Raw genomic sequence first — 16,751 nt, forward strand, 5'->3', positions numbered from 1 at the left:
GGCAGGGCGAGCCGGACGGATTCGACGCGGTGCTGCCTCAGGCCGGCCGGCCCACGGCCCATCCCTCGACGAGCGCGGTCAGTTCATCCGCGACCGCGTCGGGCCGCAGCAGGTGACCGAGGTGCCCGAGCTCAATGGTGTGCGTGGGCCATCCCAGCGACTCTGCCAGGCGCCGCTCGTCGGCATAGGCCTCGCCGAACGCGAGGAACCCGGCCCGCAGTCCGGACATCCAACCGGCTGGTACCTCGACGGTGTCGTCGAGGTACCCGGCCGGGATGCGCGGCGTCGCGGCGTGCACCGCGGTGAACGTCGCCGCATCGGGGAACAGTGCGCGCACGTCCTCGATCGGCCACCACTCGGTCCACCGCGGAAGCGCTCCGTCGACGACGCGCGGCCGAAGCAGGTCGCCGAGATCGGGACGGACCACCGGCCGCGTTCCGCCGCCGGGGCCGGGCAGCACCGCGTCCATGAAGACGGCCGAATCGAGGCATCCGCTCGCGGCCAGCGCCGGCACGTAAGCGCCCGCGTTCGAGTGGGCGACCCCGACGGTGCCGCGGCCGTGGTCGAGGGCGGCACGGTACGCCTCGAGGGCGTCGTGCGCCGTCGACGCGTGCGCTGCGTTCGCGATGCGCACGTGATGTCCGCGCTGCTCGAGCGCCTCGGCGAGCGGATCGAACGTCGAGCCGGGGAGGAAGACGCTCCCGAGCAGCGCGATCTCCGACATCCCGCGATCGTACCGAGGGGCACGTGGAGGTCGTCGTACTCGACGGTGATGTACATGACTGACAGGCGGCCCGAGACCCGGGCGAGGCGATATCGGCGAGAATGGAACCCGACACGAAGGGGTTCGACATGCCTGACCAGACGACCGGTTCGACGACGGATGCCGCGGTGCCGGCGTCGCCGGGAGCCGCGGGCGTCGCGCACGGGCCCGGCCACCACGCCATCGGCTGCCCCGAATGCTTCGAGGAGCTGCAGCGCAACCACGACTGGTGGAAGGCGCGTCCCGAGGGTTCGCGGCTCGTCGGACTCGTCGTGCCGCGCGACGACATGCCGCCGATCCTCCAGCAGCGCACCGACCTGACCCGGTTCGGCGTGCAGATCCTCGACTTCCGGTATCCCACCCCGGATGCACCGGAGTCGTGGGAGCAACGCCTCGCGCGCCTCTTCGAGACACTGCGTGCGGGCGACGTGCTCGTCGTCGTGAACGAGCGGGCGCTCGGGCGCACGTCGGACGAGGTGGCGCGCACGATCCGCACCCTCCGTCGCCACGACCTCGTCGTCAAGGTGCTGAGCCATGGCGCACCGCACCTGGAGGATGCGCGGGCGTGAGCCGTGCATCGATCCTCGTATGAAATCTATTGACATTCGATAGTCAAGAATCGATACTCGATCCATGCAGCGTATCGATCGTGTCGTGGTGCCGCTCCGGGCGCTTCTCATCCTGGTCTTCGTCGGCCTCCTCGTCGCCGAGTTCCTCAGCCTCCCCGGGCAGTTCTTCGGCGGCGACGCGCCGAACCCGGTGCTCGGCCCGCTGCCGTGGGTGCTCCTGGTCGGGTCGATCGCGGTGGCGGTCGGCATGCAGGTCGTCATCGTGTGCGTGTGGCGGCTGCTCACGCTCGTGGCATCCGACCGCATCTTCAGCCACGACGCGTTCGGCTGGGTCGACGCGATCGCGTGGGCGCTCGCGGTCGCGTGGTCGATCTGGTTCGCGGCCTGCGTGTTCGTGATCGGCTACGTCTACGTCACGCCCGAGCTGCGCGATCCGGGCGTGCCGATCGTGCTGATCGGCACCGTGCTGATCGGTGCGGTCGTGGTGCTGCTCGTCATCGTGCTCCGCGCGCTGCTCAGGCAGGCGGCCGCCCTGCGCAGCGAGATGGAGGAGGTCATCTGATGGCGATCGTCGTGCGCATCGACGTCGAGCTCGCCCGCCGCAAGATGAGCGTCGGCGAGTTCGCCGAGCGCGTGGGGCTCACGCCGGCGAATGTGGCCGTGCTGAAGAACGGCCGCGCCAAGGCCGTTCGCTTCAGCACGCTGGACGCGATGTGCCGCGTGCTGCAGTGCCAGCCGGGCGACCTGCTCGAGTGGGTCGACGACGACGGGAACGACGGCGGCGATGAGGGGCCGACGGATGCCGCGGGGGAGCCCGCGGCACCGGTCGCCGTCACGTGAGGACGGTCTCGAGTCCCCGGCTGCGGAGCCCCTCGATGTACTGCCGGGCCTCCTCGACGTCGCGCGGACGGTACAGGCGCATGCCGTAGCGGAACCGCCGGCCTGCGGTGGTGCGGATCACGTTGCCGCTCGCGATGCAGGTGTCGTCGCCGAAGTAGACGCTGATCGTGCCGTCGCCGTTGCGCATCATCTCCGTCCCCGCGATCGCGGGACGGTCGACGTCGAGCCGGCCGTCGTCGTCGTACTTGACCACCGAGTAGAAGCCGTTGCGGTCGAGGTCGACCGGCGGCACGTCGAAGGTCCAGATGTCGCATCCGCTGCTCGTGGCGGTGCCCTCGTAGTACAGCGCGTGCTCGGGCGGGAGTCCGCCCCAGCCGACCCGGGTGCCGAGCAGGTGCTGGTCGGGATCGGTCGACGTCGGGGTGCCGAACGCCCGGGTGAGGTCGGACCCGGCCGCTCGTCGCTCGAGCCGCACGCCGACCGCGCGCCGGCTCGTCTCGTCCCAGTCACCGGGCCGGTACGGGTTCGCGGTCGCCGCGCTGATCCGCCGGAGGTCCTGCAGGCGATGCGCGCGCTCGACGCCGCCGACGAGGGCGGTGCGCCCGAGGACGTACACGTGCGTTCCGCCCGAGAGGTCGGCGTTGCGGATCGTCAGGGTCTCGCCGGGATAGACCACCCCGACGACGTAGTGGTTCTCGTCGATCACCTGGTCGACCTGGTACTCGTCGGACGGCGCGACGGAGAACGTCGCCTCCTCGGTCACGTCGACGACGGCGTACGAGAACAGCACATCGACGTTCGAACGGGCGACGGCCTGGTTCTGCATGCCCACGGGCGCCCGCTCGTGGTGGTACTCGTTGACCGGCGCCCGCCTCAGCTGGGCGGTGAAGTAGTGCGCGGTCTCGGCCTGCACGAAGTTCCTCGACGTGACCTTCTTCGACATCGGCGTCCGCCCCCTCGGTCTGCGCCCCACTCGGCGACCGGCTCCAGTCTTGCAATGAGCGCTCCCGGCCGGTAGCCCCATACCCTGACCTGATGGACGCCTGCGCCGCCCTCGCCGAGTCGATCGACCGCCTCGCCGAGCGCGGCCACCCGAACGGGCGGTTCCTCAAGGAGCTCGGCCGTGCGGCCGGGGTGCGTCGCGGACCGCTGTGGCTCACCGACGCGGCGACCGGCGGCCGCAACCGGATCCGCGGGCGCGGCTTCCACCCCGCGGTCGACGACGACACCGAGGGGCAGGCGCGGCACTTCGCCGGCACGGTCGCCGTCGCCGCTCGGCTCGGCGGCCCGATCACACGCTGGCTGACCACGCACATCCTGCGCGACCCGCCCGAGAGCGCGGACGGTCGGCTCAGCGACGAGGCGATCCGGTTCGTCCGGCTCGTCCGGTCGGGCGAGCTCGCGCAGGCGGATGCCGCGGGCTGGGTGCGCGAGCGTCTCTGCCACGCCCCACGCCGCGACTAGGAGACCGAGGGCTGCTCGGCAGCCTCCGCCTTCCGCCGCCGTTCGATGCCCTCGAGCAGCAGGTCGAGGCCGAACTCGAACTCGGACTGGTCGTCGCACCAGCCGAGCGTGGAGTCGGGGTCGACGTGCGCGACCTCCGCGAGCATCGCGGCGAGGTTCGGCGCGAGCGCCGCGAGCTGCTCGAGCTGCGCCGGGGGAGGTGCGTCCGTGTCATCGCTGAGCTCCTGGACGTAGCCGTACACGCGGCTGCCGATCGCGTGCAGCGAGTGGTGGATGAGGTCGAACGACATTCCGCCCGCGCGCATGATGCCGACGATGCCGTCGACGTGGCGGGTCGCGTTCGGTCCGGGTGCGCCGCGCGCGTTCATGATCCAGGGGGCCCACGGATGCCGCAGCAGCACGCGGCGCGCACCGAGGATGCGTTCCCGCAGCGCGGGCGCCCACGTCGCGGCATCCGTCGTCGTCGGCACGCCGAACCCGCCCACCTCGGCCTCGATCTCGGCGAAGACCACCTCGACGGCCCCGTCGAGGATCGCGTTCTTGTTGGGCAGGTGGTGGTAGATCGACATCGCCTCGACGCCGAGCTCGTCGGCGAGGGCGCGCATGGTGAGGGCGTCGAGCCCGTCGCGGTCGGCGAGCCGCAGGGCGGTCTGCAGCACGCTGTCGCGGCTCAGGCGCGTGCGCTCGGCGCGTTCGGCGGATCTCGACGGCATGCGCTCACCTTACATCGTCAGGTTTCTTGGCCCGGGGTCTGGACACGGCGCGATCGGAGGCGTACCTTACGACGTAAGACTTACAACGTAAGGGAGCAGGCCATGACCAGCGAACGATCCCTGCCGGCGGCATCCGTCACCGGCACGACCATGCGCGCCGCATCCGCCGACCGGTTCGGCCCGCCCGAGGTGGTGCGGGTCCTGGACGTCGCGAGGCCGGCGCCGAAGCCGAGCGAGCTGCTCGTGCGAGTGCGGGCGACGACGGTGAGCGTCGCCGACCAGCGCCTGCGCAGCCGGCGGGTGCCGCGTGGCACCTCGCTGCTCGTCGCACCGACGATCGGGCTGTTCCGGCCGCGCGTGCGGGTGCTCGGCATGGAGGCGGCGGGCGTCGTCGAGGCGGTGGGCGCCGACGTCACGCGCTTCGCGCCCGGCGACGAGGTGATCGTCATGCGCGGCGCCCGCTTCGGATGCCACGCCGAGTACGTCACCGTGCCCGAGGACGGGGAGGTCGCGCCCAAGCCGCGGAACCTCTCGTTCGAGGAGGCATCCGCCGTGATCTTCGGCGGGTACACCGCGGTGCGCTACCTCGACCGCGTGGAGATCGGGCCGGGGACCGACGTGCTCGTGAACGGCGCCTCGGGAGCGGTCGGATCGGCCGTCGTGCAACTCGCCGCCGCGCGCGGTGCGAACGTGACCGCCGTGACGAGCGGGCGGAACGCCGACCTCGCGCGCTCGCTCGGTGCCGCGCGGGTCGTCGACTACGGGCGCGAGGACTTCGCGGCGCCCGGCGTCGGTCCGCGGTACGACGTGATCGTCGAGTGCGTCGGCAACGCCCCGTTCTCCCGCGTCGCCCACCTGATCCGCCCCGGCGGCGAGCTGCTGCTCGTCATCGCCGACCTCCCGGGCATGCTCGCCGCCGGTCGGCAGTCGCGTCGCAGCGGCATCCGCGTCGACCACCGCGGCGGTGAGATGGGCGCCGAGGGGATGGCGCGGCTCACCGCGCTCGCCGAGGCGGGCGAACTGCGACCCGTGATCGACCGCACGTACGACCTCGACGAGGTCGTCGACGCGCACCGGTACGTAGACACGGGGCGGAAGCGGGGCAGCGTGGTGCTGCGAGTGGCGTGAGACGCCGCAGCTGCGCCCGCCGAGCGGGCGACTACGCCGCCACGACCACCCCGACGGCCTCCGCGCGTCGACGAAGGGCGGGATTGTCGATCTCGCCGATGAGGAGCGCGGCCGCCTCGGCGGCGGCCGGCGAGCCGAGCGCGACCCGGTGCAGGAGTGCGCGGGCGAGCAGCTCGCGCATGCCGCGACGCCCGGCGAACTCCTCGAGCTCGTCGACCCAGCCCTGCGCCGACGGCAGCCCTCGAGCGACGGCGAACCCGCACAGCGCGTCGAGGCAGTAGCCGTCGACCCAGTCGTGCGTGTCGGGCAGGCGGCGCGAGGCACGGGGCGCCTCGGTGAGCAGGTCGAGGGCGGCGGCGTCGTCGCCGCGCGCCGCGGCGAGCAGGCCCCGGCCGCGAAGGGCGTAGCTCTCCCAGCAGGGATCGCCGACCTGGCAGGCGAGGGCGTAGGAGTGCTCGATGGCCTCCTCGGCGGCGGCGCGGTCGCCCTCGAGCAGGTCGACCTCGGCGATCAGCGCGCGGGGGAAGGGGAGGAACGCGGTCCAGCCGATCTCCCGCACGGTCGCGACGGCGAGGTCGAGCTCTGCGCGTGCCCGATGGAGGTCGCCCCGGAGCAGATGCAGGCGCCCGAGCCCGGTGGCGGCGTAGGCGAGCGCGCGCAGTTCGCCGCTCGACCGTGCGAGGTCCTCGGCTTCCTCGAGCGTGGCCAGGGCGAGCGGGTACTGCGCCTGGTCGGTGCGTCCGAGACCGGCGTACACCCCGATCCACGCCAGCAGCCGCTCGTCGCCGTCGGCGAGGCCGCGCGCCTCGGCGAACCACGCCTCCATCCGGGGGTAGTGCGCGCGCAGCGTCTCCACGAGGCCGAGCTCGAGGGCGGCGCGTGCGGCGACCGGCCGCGCTCCGCAGTCCGTGGCCATCGCGAACGATCGGTGCAGCACGATGACGGCCTCCTCGTCGCTGCCGCGGACGCCGTGCACGAGGGCCGCACCGAGCGAGAAGAGCGCACGCGCCGTCAGGTCCGGGTCGCCGTCGTCGGAGATGGCTCGGCGGAGCGCCTCGATGGCGTGGTCGTAGGCGCCGCCGTACGCGGCGCCGGCGCCCAGGTCGATCGCGGCGAGGAGCTCCGACCGGCTGCGCGACGTCGAGGCGAACGGACGCGGGCGCAGTGCGTCCCAGAGCGTCGGTGACGGATGCCGCCCGAGCTCCTGCTCGAAGAGGAGCCGGCACTCGTCGACCCGCGCCATCGCGGCCTCCTCGTCGCCGGCGGCGACGAGGGCGCGCACGAGCAGCTCGTGGCTGCGCTCCTCGAGCGGGGCCGCGGCGACGAGTCGTTCCGCGAGGCGGACCGCAGCGGCGGTGTCGCCGCGCGCGAGCCGGCTGTGGGCCCCCTCGTGCAGGATCGACGCGCTCGCCGCCGCGAGCCTGCGGCGCTCGTTCGCGAGCCACACCTCGAACGACGGGCCGACCCGGAGGGAGATGCCCTCGAGCAGCACGCCGGCGAAGCCGGGCAGTTCGAGGGCCTGCGACCACAGTCCGCCCAGCACCACCTCGACGTCGACGACGGTGTCGTCGGCGGGTTCCCAGCGCAGCGGGTCGCCGCTCAGCGAGGCGGCATCCCCGAGCGCGCGACGCAGTTCCGACAGGCTCCATCGCAGGGCGGCCGCGGGGTCCTCGGCACCGTCGAACAGCAGGTCCATGAGGCGCCCGCGAGGGACCGGCCGACCGGTCAGGACGAGGTAGGCGAGCAGCGCCCAGCACTTGCTCCCGCGCGGACCGGGTACCTCGGCGTCGCCCACGTGGATCCGCGGGGGTCCGAGGAGGTCGATCCGAGTCGCCACCGCGTCTCCCTCCTCCCGCGTCGCTGAGCAATCCTCTCACTTCGCCGTCACACGCCGGCTCACACGCCTCGACCCGAGCATGGGTTCGCGGTCGCAGCGGCCGCAGCGACGGAAGGACTGAGATGACGTTCACGACCACGCCCGACCGGATCCGGAGCCGCGAGGCGCTCAGCGACGAGATGCTCGCGCGCTTCGACGAGCGGGCACCGCAGTACGACCGGGAGCACCGATTCTTCGCCGAGGACTTCGCGGAGCTGCGCGCGTCCGGGTACCTCGACCTCGCGCTCCCGCCGGAGTACGGCGGCCCGGGTCTCTCCCTCGCGGAGATCGGGCGGCAGCAGCAGCGCCTCGCGTACGTGGCGCCGGCGACCGCGATCGCGGTGAACATGCACTTCTACTGGACCGGCGTCGCCGCCGACCTGCTCCGGGCGGGCGACGACCGCATGGCATGGGTGCTCGAACGCGCGGCGGCGGGCGACGTGTTCGCCGCAGGGCATGGGGAGTCGGGCAACGACGTCCCGCTGTTCCTCTCGACGACCACGGCCCGTCGCGTCGAGGGCGGATGGGAGCTCACGGGCCGCAAGGTGTTCGGCAGCCTCTCCCCGGTCTGGGACTGGCTCGGCGTGCACGCGATGGACCCGACCGACCCGGCGAACGCCCGCATCGTCCACGGCTTCATCCGCCGCAGCGACGACGGGTACCGGATCGAGGAGACCTGGGACGTGCTCGGAATGCGCGCCACGGCGAGCGACGACACGGTGCTCGACCACGCCTTCGTACCGGACGAGCACGTCGTCCTGGAATGTCCGGCGGGGTTCGCCGGCGCCGGACCGTTCCAGGTGGCGGTCTTCGCCTGGGCGATGCTCGGCTTCGCCCGCGTTTACGCGGGTATCGCGCACCGGGCGTTCGACCTCACGGTCGAACGCGTCCACCAGCGCACGTCGATCGCCCTGACGCGGTCGATGGCGTACCACCCTGAGGTGCAGCACGAGGTCGCAGAGATGCGGATGGCGCTCGAGGGCCTCGACGCCCACCTGGCGGTCGTGAGCGACGAGTGGTCGGCCGGCGCGGCCCACGGGGCGCTGTGGCCGCTCAAGATCCTGACCGCCAAGCACGCCGTCGTCACGGCCGCATGGAACGTGGTCGACACGGCGATGGACCTCTCGGGCGGGGCCGGCATATTCCGCCGGAACCGGATCGAGCAGCTCTTCCGCGACGCGCGCCTCGGCCGCATCCATCCCGGCAACTCGGCCCTCGCGCACGAGCTGGTGGGCAAGTTCTCGCTCGGCATCGACCCCGACGAGCAGCCCCGCTGGGGCTGACATCCGCAGACCATCGAGAGGAACACGATCATGAGCGAGCTCGACCTGGAGCTCTCGCCGACGCATCCGGTGATGGACTCGGCCCGACCGGCGCACACCGGGGCCGGAACCGAAGAGGCGCGCCGGTTCCGCGCCCTCATGCGCGAGATCGCGCAGCCCGTCGCAGTGCTGACCGGGCGCGACGAGCGGGGTGCGCCGTGGGGGCTCACCGTCACGTCGTTCACGTCGGTGTCGATGGCCCCGCCGTCGATCGTCGTGTGCCTCGGGAGCCGGTCGCGGACGTGGTCGCGGATCCGTCCCACGGGGCGGTTCGTGCTGAACGTGCTCGGTCCGGCGCAGCGCGCGGTCGCGGAGTCGTTCGCGGCGCCGGGCGCGCCGTTTCCCGGGGTCCCGCACCGCTACACGATCGACGGGATCCCGGTCCTGGCCGGAACCGTCGCAGCCGTGCGCTGCGCCACGTCGAGCGTCCTGCCGGGCGGTGACCACGACGTGGTCCTCGCACGGGTGACCAGGGTCCGCCTCGACGGCGGGCTGCCGTTGACCTACCGCGACGGCGAGTACGTCGCCGCCGAGCCGATCGAGGTGCCGTGATGTCCGCGAACCAGCACACGGGCGCGACGCCCGCGATCGGGCTTCCCCGGGCGCGGCCGGTCCGCGACGGCGTCCGCGACGCCCTCACCGTGGTGATGGCGTACATCCCGTTCGGCCTGGCACTGGGCGCCGCGCTCGCGTCGACGAGCGTCGACCCGGTCGTGGCATGGTCGTCGTCGGCCCTCGTCGTGGCGGGCGCCGCTCAGCTCGTGGCCGTGCAGCTGATGTCCGACGGCGCGGGTCCGGTGGTCGTCGTGCTCACGGCGCTCGTGGTGAACTCCCGTCACCTGCTGTACAGCGCCTCGATGGCCCCGCACCTGCGCGGGTGGCGTCGCGGCACCCGCGCGGCGGGGGCGTACTTCCTCTCGGACCCGATGTACGCGCTCGCGATCGCGCGGTTCGAGGGGCATCCGAGCGAGGATGACACCGCCCGCGTGCGCTACTACTTCGCGATGGCCCTCACGGCATGGGCCGGATGGCTCATCCTCACGGGCGCCGGCGGCCTGCTCGCCGGAGTGCTTCCCGAGGCGCTGCCGCTCGAGCTCGCAGCCCCGCTCACCTTCCTCCTGCTGTTGCTCCCGTCCCTGAAGGGGCGACCGGCGTACGTCGCCGCGGCATCCGCCGGCGTCGTCGCCGTGATCGCGTCACCGCTGCCCCTCGGCCTCGGACTCATCGTCGCCGCCGCCGTGGGCATGGTCGCCGGAGCCCTCACCGAAAGGTCGAAACCATGAACGAGTTCCTCACCCTCGCCGTCGTCGGGCTCGGCACCTACGCGCTGCGCTCGGCCTTCCTGGTCGGCCGCGACGCCCGCCCGCCGGCGGCCCTCGACCGACTGCTGCCGCACATCGCCCCGGCGGTGCTCGCGGCGATCGCCGCTCCCTCGCTCCTCGCCCCGCGCGGGATCATCTCGGCCGAGGAGACGCTTCCGGCGCTCGTCGCGGCCGCGGCGACCTGGCTGCTCTGGGCGAGGACCGAGCGGATGCCGCTGGCGCTCATCGGCGGCCTCGGCCTCTGGTGGGCCATCGAGGCGGTGCTCCCGTGAGCGCGCCGGCGGCATCGAGCCGCATGGTCGACCTGCTGACGCGGTTCGGCGTCATGGGCTCGCGGGCCCGGCGTATCGCGCCGGCACCCACCCGCGACGAGATCGGCCGCCTGCGGGAGAACCGGGCGGAGGCCGAGCGCCTGCGCGAGCGCGCCTTCGCGGAGGTCGCGGTCCGCACCCGGCCGCCGCTCTGACCGCCCGGCAGCGGTGCGCGCGCGCTCCGAGTTGACAATCGTGGATACCCATGGGGTATTATGGGCGATACCCCGGGGGTATCGCACGGGTGGGCTCGACGCCCATCGGCCCGCGGTCTGAGACAAGGAGCCGACATGCTGTTGGAACGCATCTACGACGAGGACCTCGCCCAGGCCAGCTACTTCATCGGCTGCCAGGCGAAGGGAGAGGCGATCGTCGTCGACCCGCGCCGCGACCTCGACGTGTACCTCGAGCTCGCGCAGAAGAACGGGATGACGATCACCGCGGTGACCGAGACGCACATCCACGCCGACTACCTCTCGGGCACGCGTGAACTCGCCGCGCGCACCGGCGCGACGACCTACGTGTCGGACGAGGGCGGCCCCGACTGGACCTACGGTCCCGCCTTCGACGATGCCGTCCGCATGAAGGACGGATACGAGATCACCCTCGGCAACATCACGGTCACGGCCGTGCACACGCCGGGACACACGCCCGAGCACCTGTCGTTCCTCGTGACCGACGGCGCGCAGGCGGACGAGCCCGGCTTCATGCTCACCGGCGACTTCGTCTTCGTCGGCGACCTCGGTCGTCCCGACCTGCTCGACGAGGCGGCCGGCGGCATCGACACGCGCTTCGGCGGCGCTCGCGACCTCTTCGCGAGCCTGCGCGACCGCTTCCTGACCCTGCCCGACTACGTGCAGGTGCTGCCCGCGCACGGCTCCGGCAGCGCGTGCGGCAAGGCGCTCGGCGCCATCCCCACCACGACCGTCGGCTACGAGCGGGCGTTCTCGTGGTGGAGCGACTACCTGCGCAATGACGACGAGCAGGGATTCATCGACGAGCTGCTCGGCGGCCAGCCCGACGCGCACGCCTACTTCGCACGCATGAAGGTGCAGAACAAGGTCGGTCCCGAGGTCATCGGCGAGGCCGACGAACTCGTCGAGTACTCGCCCGAACGACTCCGTGCCGAGCTCGACGCCGACGAGGTCATCTTCGTCGACACGCGACACAACTCGGCCGTGCACGAGGGCACCGTGGCGCGCTCGCTCAACATCCCGGGCATCGCCAAGGCCGCGAGCTACGGCGCGTGGGTCTACGACCCCGAGGTCGAGCACCGCCCGCTCGTGCTCCTGGCCCACGACGGCGAGGAGGCGGCGCAGTTGCGCGACCACCTCGTGCGCGTCGGCATCGACAGGGTCGCCGGGTTCATCACCTCGCTCGAGGGGCTCGACCTGGTCGCGCCCAAGCTGGTGCAGCCGCAGGAGCTCCCCGGGTTCTCCTACGACCTGCTGCTCGACGTCCGCAACACGACGGAGTACGCCGACGGGCACCTGCCCGGCGCCGCGCAGCTCAGCGGCGGCCGCGTGATGTGGCACACCGACGAGCTGCCCGAGCACGGCACCATCGTCACCTACTGCCAGAGCGGCGTGCGCAACAGCGTCGCGGCCAGCGCGCTGCGCCGCGCCGGGTACGACGTCGTCGAGCTCGACGGCTCGTACCTCGGCTGGACCCGGGTGCCCGGCAACGTGCCGGTCACCGAGGCATCCCCCGTTTCGAAGGCCGCATAGGAGGACATCATGGCCGACATCACGATTGCGCAGGTGCGCGAGCGCCTCGGCGGCGCCGACCAGCTGATCGACGTGCGCGAGGACTTCGAGGTCGCCGAGGGCATGGTCCCGGGCGCGAAGCACATCCCGCTCGGCACGTTGGCCTCGCGCCTGAACGAGATCGACCGCTCGCGGCCGGTCATCGCGATCTGCCGCTCGGGCAACCGCTCGCGCCAGGCGACCGAGGTGCTCAAGACCGCCGGTTTCCGCGTCGACAACATGGAGGGCGGCATGATCGCCTGGTCGCAGGCAGGTCTCCCCGTCGCTCGCTGAGCCCCATCCACTCCCGCAGCGTGGCCCGCACCTCACGGTCGCGGGCCACGCTGCTGATCACCCACGCTGCTGAACACCCCACGGAAGTCGGTACATGGAAATCGGACTGGTCGTCGCGCTGCTGCTGGCGGTGCTCGTCGGGGTGTCGCTCGGACTCATGGGTGGCGGCGGATCGATCCTCACCGTGCCGATCCTCACCTACGTGCTCGGCATGGGCCCGAAGGAGGCGATCGCGGCGTCCCTCTTCATCGTCGGGGTCACGAGCGCCGTGAGCGTCTTCTCGCACGCCCGGGCCGGGCGGGTGCGGTGGAAGACCGGCCTCATCTTCGGTGGCGCCGGGATGGCCGGGGCATTCCTCGGCGGCATCCTCGGCGGCTACATCCCCGGCCCCGTCCTCATGGTCCTGTTCGCCGTCATGATGATCGCCACGGCGACCGCCATGATCCGCGGCCGGAAGAAGTCGGCCGACCCGGCCGGGCACCCGCAGAAGACGCTCCCGGTGGCGCGCATCCTCCTCGACGGATTCGCGGTCGGCATCGCGACCGGGCTCGTCGGCGCCGGCGGCGGATTCCTCATCGTGCCGGCGCTGAACCTCCTGGGCGGCCTGCCCATGGCGGTCGCGGTCGGCACGTCGCTGCTGGTCATCGCGATGAAGTCGTTCGCCGGACTCGGCGGCTACCTCCTCAGCGTGCAGCTCGACTGGCCCGTGGTGCTCGCCTTCACCGCGATCGCGGTCGCCGGGTCGTTCGTCGGATCGGCCCTGGCGGGCAGGATCCCCGAGACGGCCCTGCGCAAGGGCTTCGGCATCTTCGTGCTCGTCGTCGGCGCGTTCGTCATCGTCCAGGAGGCCCCCCAGCTGGTGGCGCTCATCTCGGGCGCCTGACGTTCCCGGATCGAGCACGCGTCAACCCGTCGCCCTCCGCGGTTCGGCTGATTAGGCTGGCGTCGCGCGGCGGCACCCGTTCGCGGCGCGGCGAAGGGGGAGGCCATGTCCATCGGTGACGACGACATCACGCTCGAGCCGGGCGAGGAGGGCGAGGGCGTCGCCGACGGGGGCGCGAACCCCGCCGGTCACGACGGGGGCGCCGACGGCTCCGCGGCCGGCGGCGAGGGCGTCGCGGACGGCGGCGCGAACCCGGGCGGCCACGACGGCGGCGCGGACGGCGCCGCATCGCGCGGCGAGGGTCCGGCCGACGGCGGCGCGAACCCGGGCGGCCACGACGGCGGCGCCGACGGCTCCGCATAGTGGTGACGACCGGGCCCAGGCCGGACGCCCAGCCTGCGCTCGCCCGGTGCCTCCGGATCCCGGTCGAGCAGTTCGCGGCCGAGTACTGGGGGCGGCGGGCGCTGCTGTCCCGGGCGTCCGAGCTGACGTCGGGGTTCGACGACCTCTTCACCGCTGACGCGGTCGACGAGCTGGTCACCCGGCGCGGAGTGCGGACACCGTTCATCCGGATGGCGCGCGAGGGCTCGGTGCTGCCCGCTTCCGCGTACACGGCACCGGGCGGCCTCGGCGCCGAGGTTGGCGACCAGGTGTCGAGCGACCAGGTGCTCGAGCGGTTCGCGGACGGCGCGACGATCGTGCTCCAGGGGCTGCACCGGCTCTGGCCGCCGATCATCGACTACACGCGCGCGCTCGTCGACGACCTCGGGCATCCCGTGCAGGTGAACGCGTACGTCACGCCGCGCTCGTCGCAGGGGTTCGACCCGCACTACGACACCCACGACGTGTTCGTGCTGCAGGTCGCGGGCGAGAAGCACTGGCGCATCCACGAACCCGTCCACGTCGACCCGCTGGGCTCGCAGCCGTGGACCGAGCACCGCGCCGCCGTCGCGCGCGCGGCACTCGGAGCGCCGGCGATCGACGCCGTGCTGCGCCCGGGCGATGCGCTCTACCTGCCGCGCGGCTGGATCCACTCCGCGACCTCGGGCGACGCGACCTCCGTGCATCTCACGGTCGGCATGGCGGCCTACACCCGCGCCGACGTGGTGAGCGCCCTGCTCGCCGGCGTCGGGGAGAGCGCGGCACTGCGGGCGTCGCTGCCCGTCGGCATCGACTTCGCCGACGCCGAGGCGTTCGCGCCGGTCCTGCGCGAGACCGTCGAGGCGCTCGTCGAACTCGTCGGGCAGTCGGATGCCGCCGGCACCGCCGCGCGGCTCGGACGCCGGTTCGACGGCGACATCCGGGCCGAGCCGCTCGCCCCGCTCGCCACCCTTGACGCGCTCGAGCGCCTCGACGCGGCGACCGCCGTCCGGTGGCGCGGTTCGCTCCGCGCACGGATCGTGGCGTCGGGCGACCGGGTGCGGATCGTGTCGCGCACGAAGACGCTGTCGCTCCCGATCGAGGCGGAGCAGGCGGTCCGGCGCATCGCCGAGGGCGCCCCGATCGAGGTCGGCAGCCTGCCCGGTCTCGACGCGGAGAGCGCCGTGGTCGTCGCGCGGCGACTGGTGCGCGAGGGATTCGCGGTGGCGCCGGCGTGACCCTCCCCGCCGAGCACTGGGCGCCGTGCAGCGATCGTGCACGAGAGCGTGCCGACCCGCTCGCCGGCACGGCACCCCGCGGTATCCGCTGGTTCCTGCTCGAGGTCGCCGCGAGCTGGGGCACGAACGCCCTGCTCGACGCGCCCTTCGACCGGGCGCTCGGGCGGGCGCTGGCCCGGCGGGTCGAAGCCGCCGACATGCGAATCCTCGCCATCCGTCGCACCGGGCGGCGCACGCCGCCGGCCACGCAGCGATGGGCGATCGTCGACTCCCGGCCGGGCGGCGAGCGGATCGTGTGGGGTGAGGTGGCGGATGCGCGGGAGCTGCTCGACGTCCCCCTCGACGGATCGACCGGCACGGCGTCATCCGACCCGGTGTTCGCGGTGTGCGCGCATGGCCGCCACGACCGGTGCTGCGCCGTGCGCGGACGCCGGGTGGCGACCGCGCTCGCGGCGGCCTACCCCGACGAGACCTGGGAGTGCTCGCACGTCGGCGGCGACCGGTTCGCCGGCACGATGGTCGTGTTCCCGCAGGGTCTGTACTACGGGTACGCCGACGACGGCGATCCGGTGCGCATCGGCGACGCGCATGGCGACGGGCACGTCGTGGCCGACCGGCTGCGCGGCCGGAGTTCGCTCTCGCATCCCGTGCAGGCCGCGCAGCACTACGCGCGGAAGTCGTTCGGCGACGACCGCATCGCCGCATATCCGCCGCTCGACGAGACGTCGACGGCCGACGGATGGCGCGTGCGCCTCGGCCTCGACGGCGGCGCGTCGGTCGTGGTCCACCTCGCCGACGAGTCGTCGCCGCCGTTGCTGTCGACGTGCGCGGCGACGCGACTGGTGCGGGTGCGGCAGTACGGGTTGCGGGAGATCCGGATCGAGGACGCGGCGGGGCGGATCGTCGGATGAGCTCAGCCGGCGCCCTCGCGCCGGATGCTCCGCGTCGGAGAGCCCCACGAGCTCGATCAGACGGCGTCGGGCGCCGCCCACTCGAGCACGCGGAGCGCCCGCAGGGTGATCCACCGGCTGGGTTCGCCTTCCGGCTCCTCGAGGAAGTACCCACGCAGGCCGGGGCGTCGAGGCCCGGCGGGCCAGCGGCCGTCGTCGCGGCGGCGGGAGAGTAGGAGGTCGATCGCCGGCGAGAGTCGCGGGTCGGGCTCGCCGCCGTTCGCCCGGAAGTGCTCGAGTGCGCGGAGCACGTCGTAGAACCAGTACATCGGGAAGGCGAAGTCGGTGTACCGGTCGTTCGCGACCTCGCCGGTGGACCTGCGGAGGAAGAGGCTGCGTTCGAGCAGGTACTCCTCGCCGCCGCGGACGGCGTCGTCGAGCGCGGCATCGGTCGACCCGATGGTGCGCTGGTATGCACGCAGCCCCTCGAGCACGCACAGCGTGCTGTCGAACGACGAGCGGTGCGTCGGCCTGGGTGGTGCGCAGTTCCATCCGCCGTCGGCGCGGCGCTGTTCGACGAGGAGCCGGACGATGCGGTCGGCGCCCTCGTCGATCGCGCCGAAGTACGCGGCGTAGCCGAGCACCCCGCCGTTCACGCACTCCTCGACCTCGCCGTGGAAGAAGGGCCGGCCGCCGACGTCGTCGTGCCACCTGACGCCGTCGCGCACCTTCGCGATCGCCTCGCGCACCGAGGTCGCACCGGGGTCGATGCCGAACCGGAGCAGGACCTGCAACGTCCACATCACCGTGTCGCGCTCCCGGCGCCTCCCGTAGACGTCGCCGCCCCAGTACCCGTCATCGCTCTGCAGCGCGAGGATGTCGCCGCCCCACCCCTCGGTCGCGACGCGAGCGCGTTCGGCCTCGACCACGTCGGCCGGCTGGCCGAGCAGGTCGCTCCGTACCTGCCAGCCGATCGCCGGGTCGGCCTGGAGCAACCAGTCGATGACGTCCTCGCCCATACCCGCATGTTGGC

21 protein-coding genes are annotated in these 16,751 nt (G+C 72.9%); 16 read left to right on the plus strand and 5 right to left on the minus strand.

The window, feature by feature from the left end:
* Positions 1 to 37 precede the first annotated feature (37 nt).
* Entirely contained in the window at positions 38 to 724 is a 687-nt protein-coding gene (locus ACULK4_RS03645) for an alpha/beta fold hydrolase (protein WP_445965100.1), read from the minus strand.
* 128 nt (positions 725 to 852) lie between these two features.
* Here ACULK4_RS03645 and ACULK4_RS03650 point away from each other — a divergent pair, with 128 nt between their 5' ends.
* The 3 genes from ACULK4_RS03650 to ACULK4_RS03660 all read left to right on the plus strand — a co-directional run bounded on the left by ACULK4_RS03650 (position 853) and on the right by ACULK4_RS03660 (position 2,172).
* Positions 853 to 1,332, plus strand: coding sequence for a recombinase family protein (locus tag ACULK4_RS03650; RefSeq protein WP_445965101.1), 480 nt, complete (start codon positions 853 to 855; stop codon positions 1,330 to 1,332).
* 64 nt (positions 1,333 to 1,396) lie between these two features.
* Positions 1,397 to 1,894, plus strand: coding sequence for a DUF2975 domain-containing protein (locus ACULK4_RS03655; protein WP_445965102.1), 498 nt, complete (start codon positions 1,397 to 1,399; stop codon positions 1,892 to 1,894).
* Positions 1,894 to 2,172, plus strand: a complete 279-nt coding sequence (locus ACULK4_RS03660; RefSeq protein ID WP_445965103.1) for a helix-turn-helix domain-containing protein — start codon at positions 1,894 to 1,896, stop codon at positions 2,170 to 2,172. Before ACULK4_RS03655 ends, ACULK4_RS03660 begins: the two co-directional genes overlap by 1 nt.
* Here the strand turns inward: ACULK4_RS03660 and ACULK4_RS03665 are convergent.
* Positions 2,165 to 3,115, minus strand: coding sequence for a DUF1254 domain-containing protein (locus ACULK4_RS03665; protein ID WP_445965104.1), 951 nt, complete (start codon positions 3,113 to 3,115; stop codon positions 2,165 to 2,167). The genes ACULK4_RS03660 and ACULK4_RS03665 overlap by 8 nt on opposite strands.
* Positions 3,116 to 3,207: 92 nt before the next feature.
* Between ACULK4_RS03665 and ACULK4_RS03670 the strand changes: the two genes are divergently transcribed.
* Positions 3,208 to 3,636: a hypothetical protein gene (locus ACULK4_RS03670; RefSeq protein WP_445965105.1), complete on the plus strand. Its 429-nt coding sequence runs from the start codon at positions 3,208 to 3,210 to the stop codon at positions 3,634 to 3,636.
* Here the strand turns inward: ACULK4_RS03670 and ACULK4_RS03675 are convergent.
* On the minus strand, positions 3,633 to 4,349 hold the full coding sequence (locus ACULK4_RS03675) for a TetR/AcrR family transcriptional regulator (protein ID WP_445965106.1): 717 nt from the start codon (positions 4,347 to 4,349) through the stop codon (positions 3,633 to 3,635). The two genes, ACULK4_RS03670 and ACULK4_RS03675, sit on opposite strands and share 4 nt — an antisense overlap.
* 102 nt (positions 4,350 to 4,451) lie before the next feature.
* On the opposite strand from ACULK4_RS03675, the gene ACULK4_RS03680 reads away from it, so the two are divergent.
* Entirely contained in the window at positions 4,452 to 5,477 is a 1,026-nt protein-coding gene (locus tag ACULK4_RS03680) for an NAD(P)-dependent alcohol dehydrogenase (RefSeq protein WP_445965107.1), read from the plus strand.
* Positions 5,478 to 5,508: 31 nt separating this feature from the next.
* On the opposite strand, the gene ACULK4_RS03685 is transcribed toward ACULK4_RS03680, so the two are convergent.
* Positions 5,509 to 7,314 carry an AfsR/SARP family transcriptional regulator gene (locus tag ACULK4_RS03685; protein ID WP_445965108.1) on the minus strand — a complete coding sequence of 602 codons (1,806 nt, stop codon included), beginning with the start codon at positions 7,312 to 7,314 and terminating at the stop codon, positions 5,509 to 5,511.
* Between the two features lie 122 nt (positions 7,315 to 7,436).
* Here ACULK4_RS03685 and ACULK4_RS03690 point away from each other — a divergent pair, with 122 nt between their 5' ends.
* The 11 genes from ACULK4_RS03690 (at position 7,437) to ACULK4_RS03740 (ending at position 15,739) form a co-directional block, all read left to right on the plus strand.
* Positions 7,437 to 8,636 (plus strand): acyl-CoA dehydrogenase family protein, encoded by a 1,200-nt coding sequence (locus ACULK4_RS03690; protein WP_445965109.1) that lies wholly within the window; start codon positions 7,437 to 7,439, stop codon positions 8,634 to 8,636.
* 30 nt (positions 8,637 to 8,666) lie between these two features.
* Positions 8,667 to 9,227 (plus strand): flavin reductase family protein, encoded by a 561-nt coding sequence (locus ACULK4_RS03695; protein WP_445965110.1) that lies wholly within the window; start codon positions 8,667 to 8,669, stop codon positions 9,225 to 9,227.
* Positions 9,227 to 9,958, plus strand: a complete 732-nt coding sequence (locus ACULK4_RS03700; RefSeq protein ID WP_445965111.1) for an AzlC family ABC transporter permease — start codon at positions 9,227 to 9,229, stop codon at positions 9,956 to 9,958. The genes ACULK4_RS03695 and ACULK4_RS03700 overlap by 1 nt, the downstream gene beginning before the upstream one ends.
* Complete coding sequence (locus ACULK4_RS03705; protein WP_445965112.1) at positions 9,955 to 10,269, plus strand: AzlD domain-containing protein; 315 nt, start codon at positions 9,955 to 9,957, stop codon at positions 10,267 to 10,269. Before ACULK4_RS03700 ends, ACULK4_RS03705 begins: the two co-directional genes overlap by 4 nt.
* Positions 10,266 to 10,463 carry a hypothetical protein gene (locus tag ACULK4_RS03710; RefSeq protein WP_445965113.1) on the plus strand — a complete coding sequence of 66 codons (198 nt, stop codon included), beginning with the start codon at positions 10,266 to 10,268 and terminating at the stop codon, positions 10,461 to 10,463. Before ACULK4_RS03705 ends, ACULK4_RS03710 begins: the two co-directional genes overlap by 4 nt.
* A 135-nt stretch (positions 10,464 to 10,598) precedes the next feature.
* Entirely contained in the window at positions 10,599 to 12,035 is a 1,437-nt protein-coding gene (locus ACULK4_RS03715) for an MBL fold metallo-hydrolase (protein ID WP_445965114.1), read from the plus strand.
* Between the two features lie 9 nt (positions 12,036 to 12,044).
* A complete protein-coding gene (locus tag ACULK4_RS03720; protein ID WP_445965115.1) occupies positions 12,045 to 12,347 on the plus strand; it encodes a rhodanese-like domain-containing protein in 303 nt (100 codons plus the stop codon).
* A 94-nt stretch (positions 12,348 to 12,441) separates the two neighbouring features.
* Positions 12,442 to 13,230, plus strand: a complete 789-nt coding sequence (locus tag ACULK4_RS03725) for a sulfite exporter TauE/SafE family protein (RefSeq protein ID WP_445965116.1) — start codon at positions 12,442 to 12,444, stop codon at positions 13,228 to 13,230.
* 105 nt (positions 13,231 to 13,335) lie between these two features.
* A complete protein-coding gene (locus tag ACULK4_RS03730) occupies positions 13,336 to 13,593 on the plus strand; it encodes a BatC protein (RefSeq protein ID WP_445965117.1) in 258 nt (85 codons plus the stop codon).
* Positions 13,593 to 14,828, plus strand: a complete 1,236-nt coding sequence (locus ACULK4_RS03735) for a cupin domain-containing protein (RefSeq protein WP_445965118.1) — start codon at positions 13,593 to 13,595, stop codon at positions 14,826 to 14,828. Before ACULK4_RS03730 ends, ACULK4_RS03735 begins: the two co-directional genes overlap by 1 nt.
* Positions 14,825 to 15,739 (plus strand): ferredoxin family protein, encoded by a 915-nt coding sequence (locus tag ACULK4_RS03740; protein ID WP_445965119.1) that lies wholly within the window; start codon positions 14,825 to 14,827, stop codon positions 15,737 to 15,739. Before ACULK4_RS03735 ends, ACULK4_RS03740 begins: the two co-directional genes overlap by 4 nt.
* Before the next feature lie 56 nt (positions 15,740 to 15,795).
* On the opposite strand, the gene ACULK4_RS03745 is transcribed toward ACULK4_RS03740, so the two are convergent.
* Positions 15,796 to 16,737: a prenyltransferase/squalene oxidase repeat-containing protein gene (locus ACULK4_RS03745; RefSeq protein ID WP_445965120.1), complete on the minus strand. Its 942-nt coding sequence runs from the start codon at positions 16,735 to 16,737 to the stop codon at positions 15,796 to 15,798.
* Positions 16,738 to 16,751: the final 14 nt, after the last annotated feature.

Source organism: Agromyces selenitireducens, assembly GCF_052748465.2.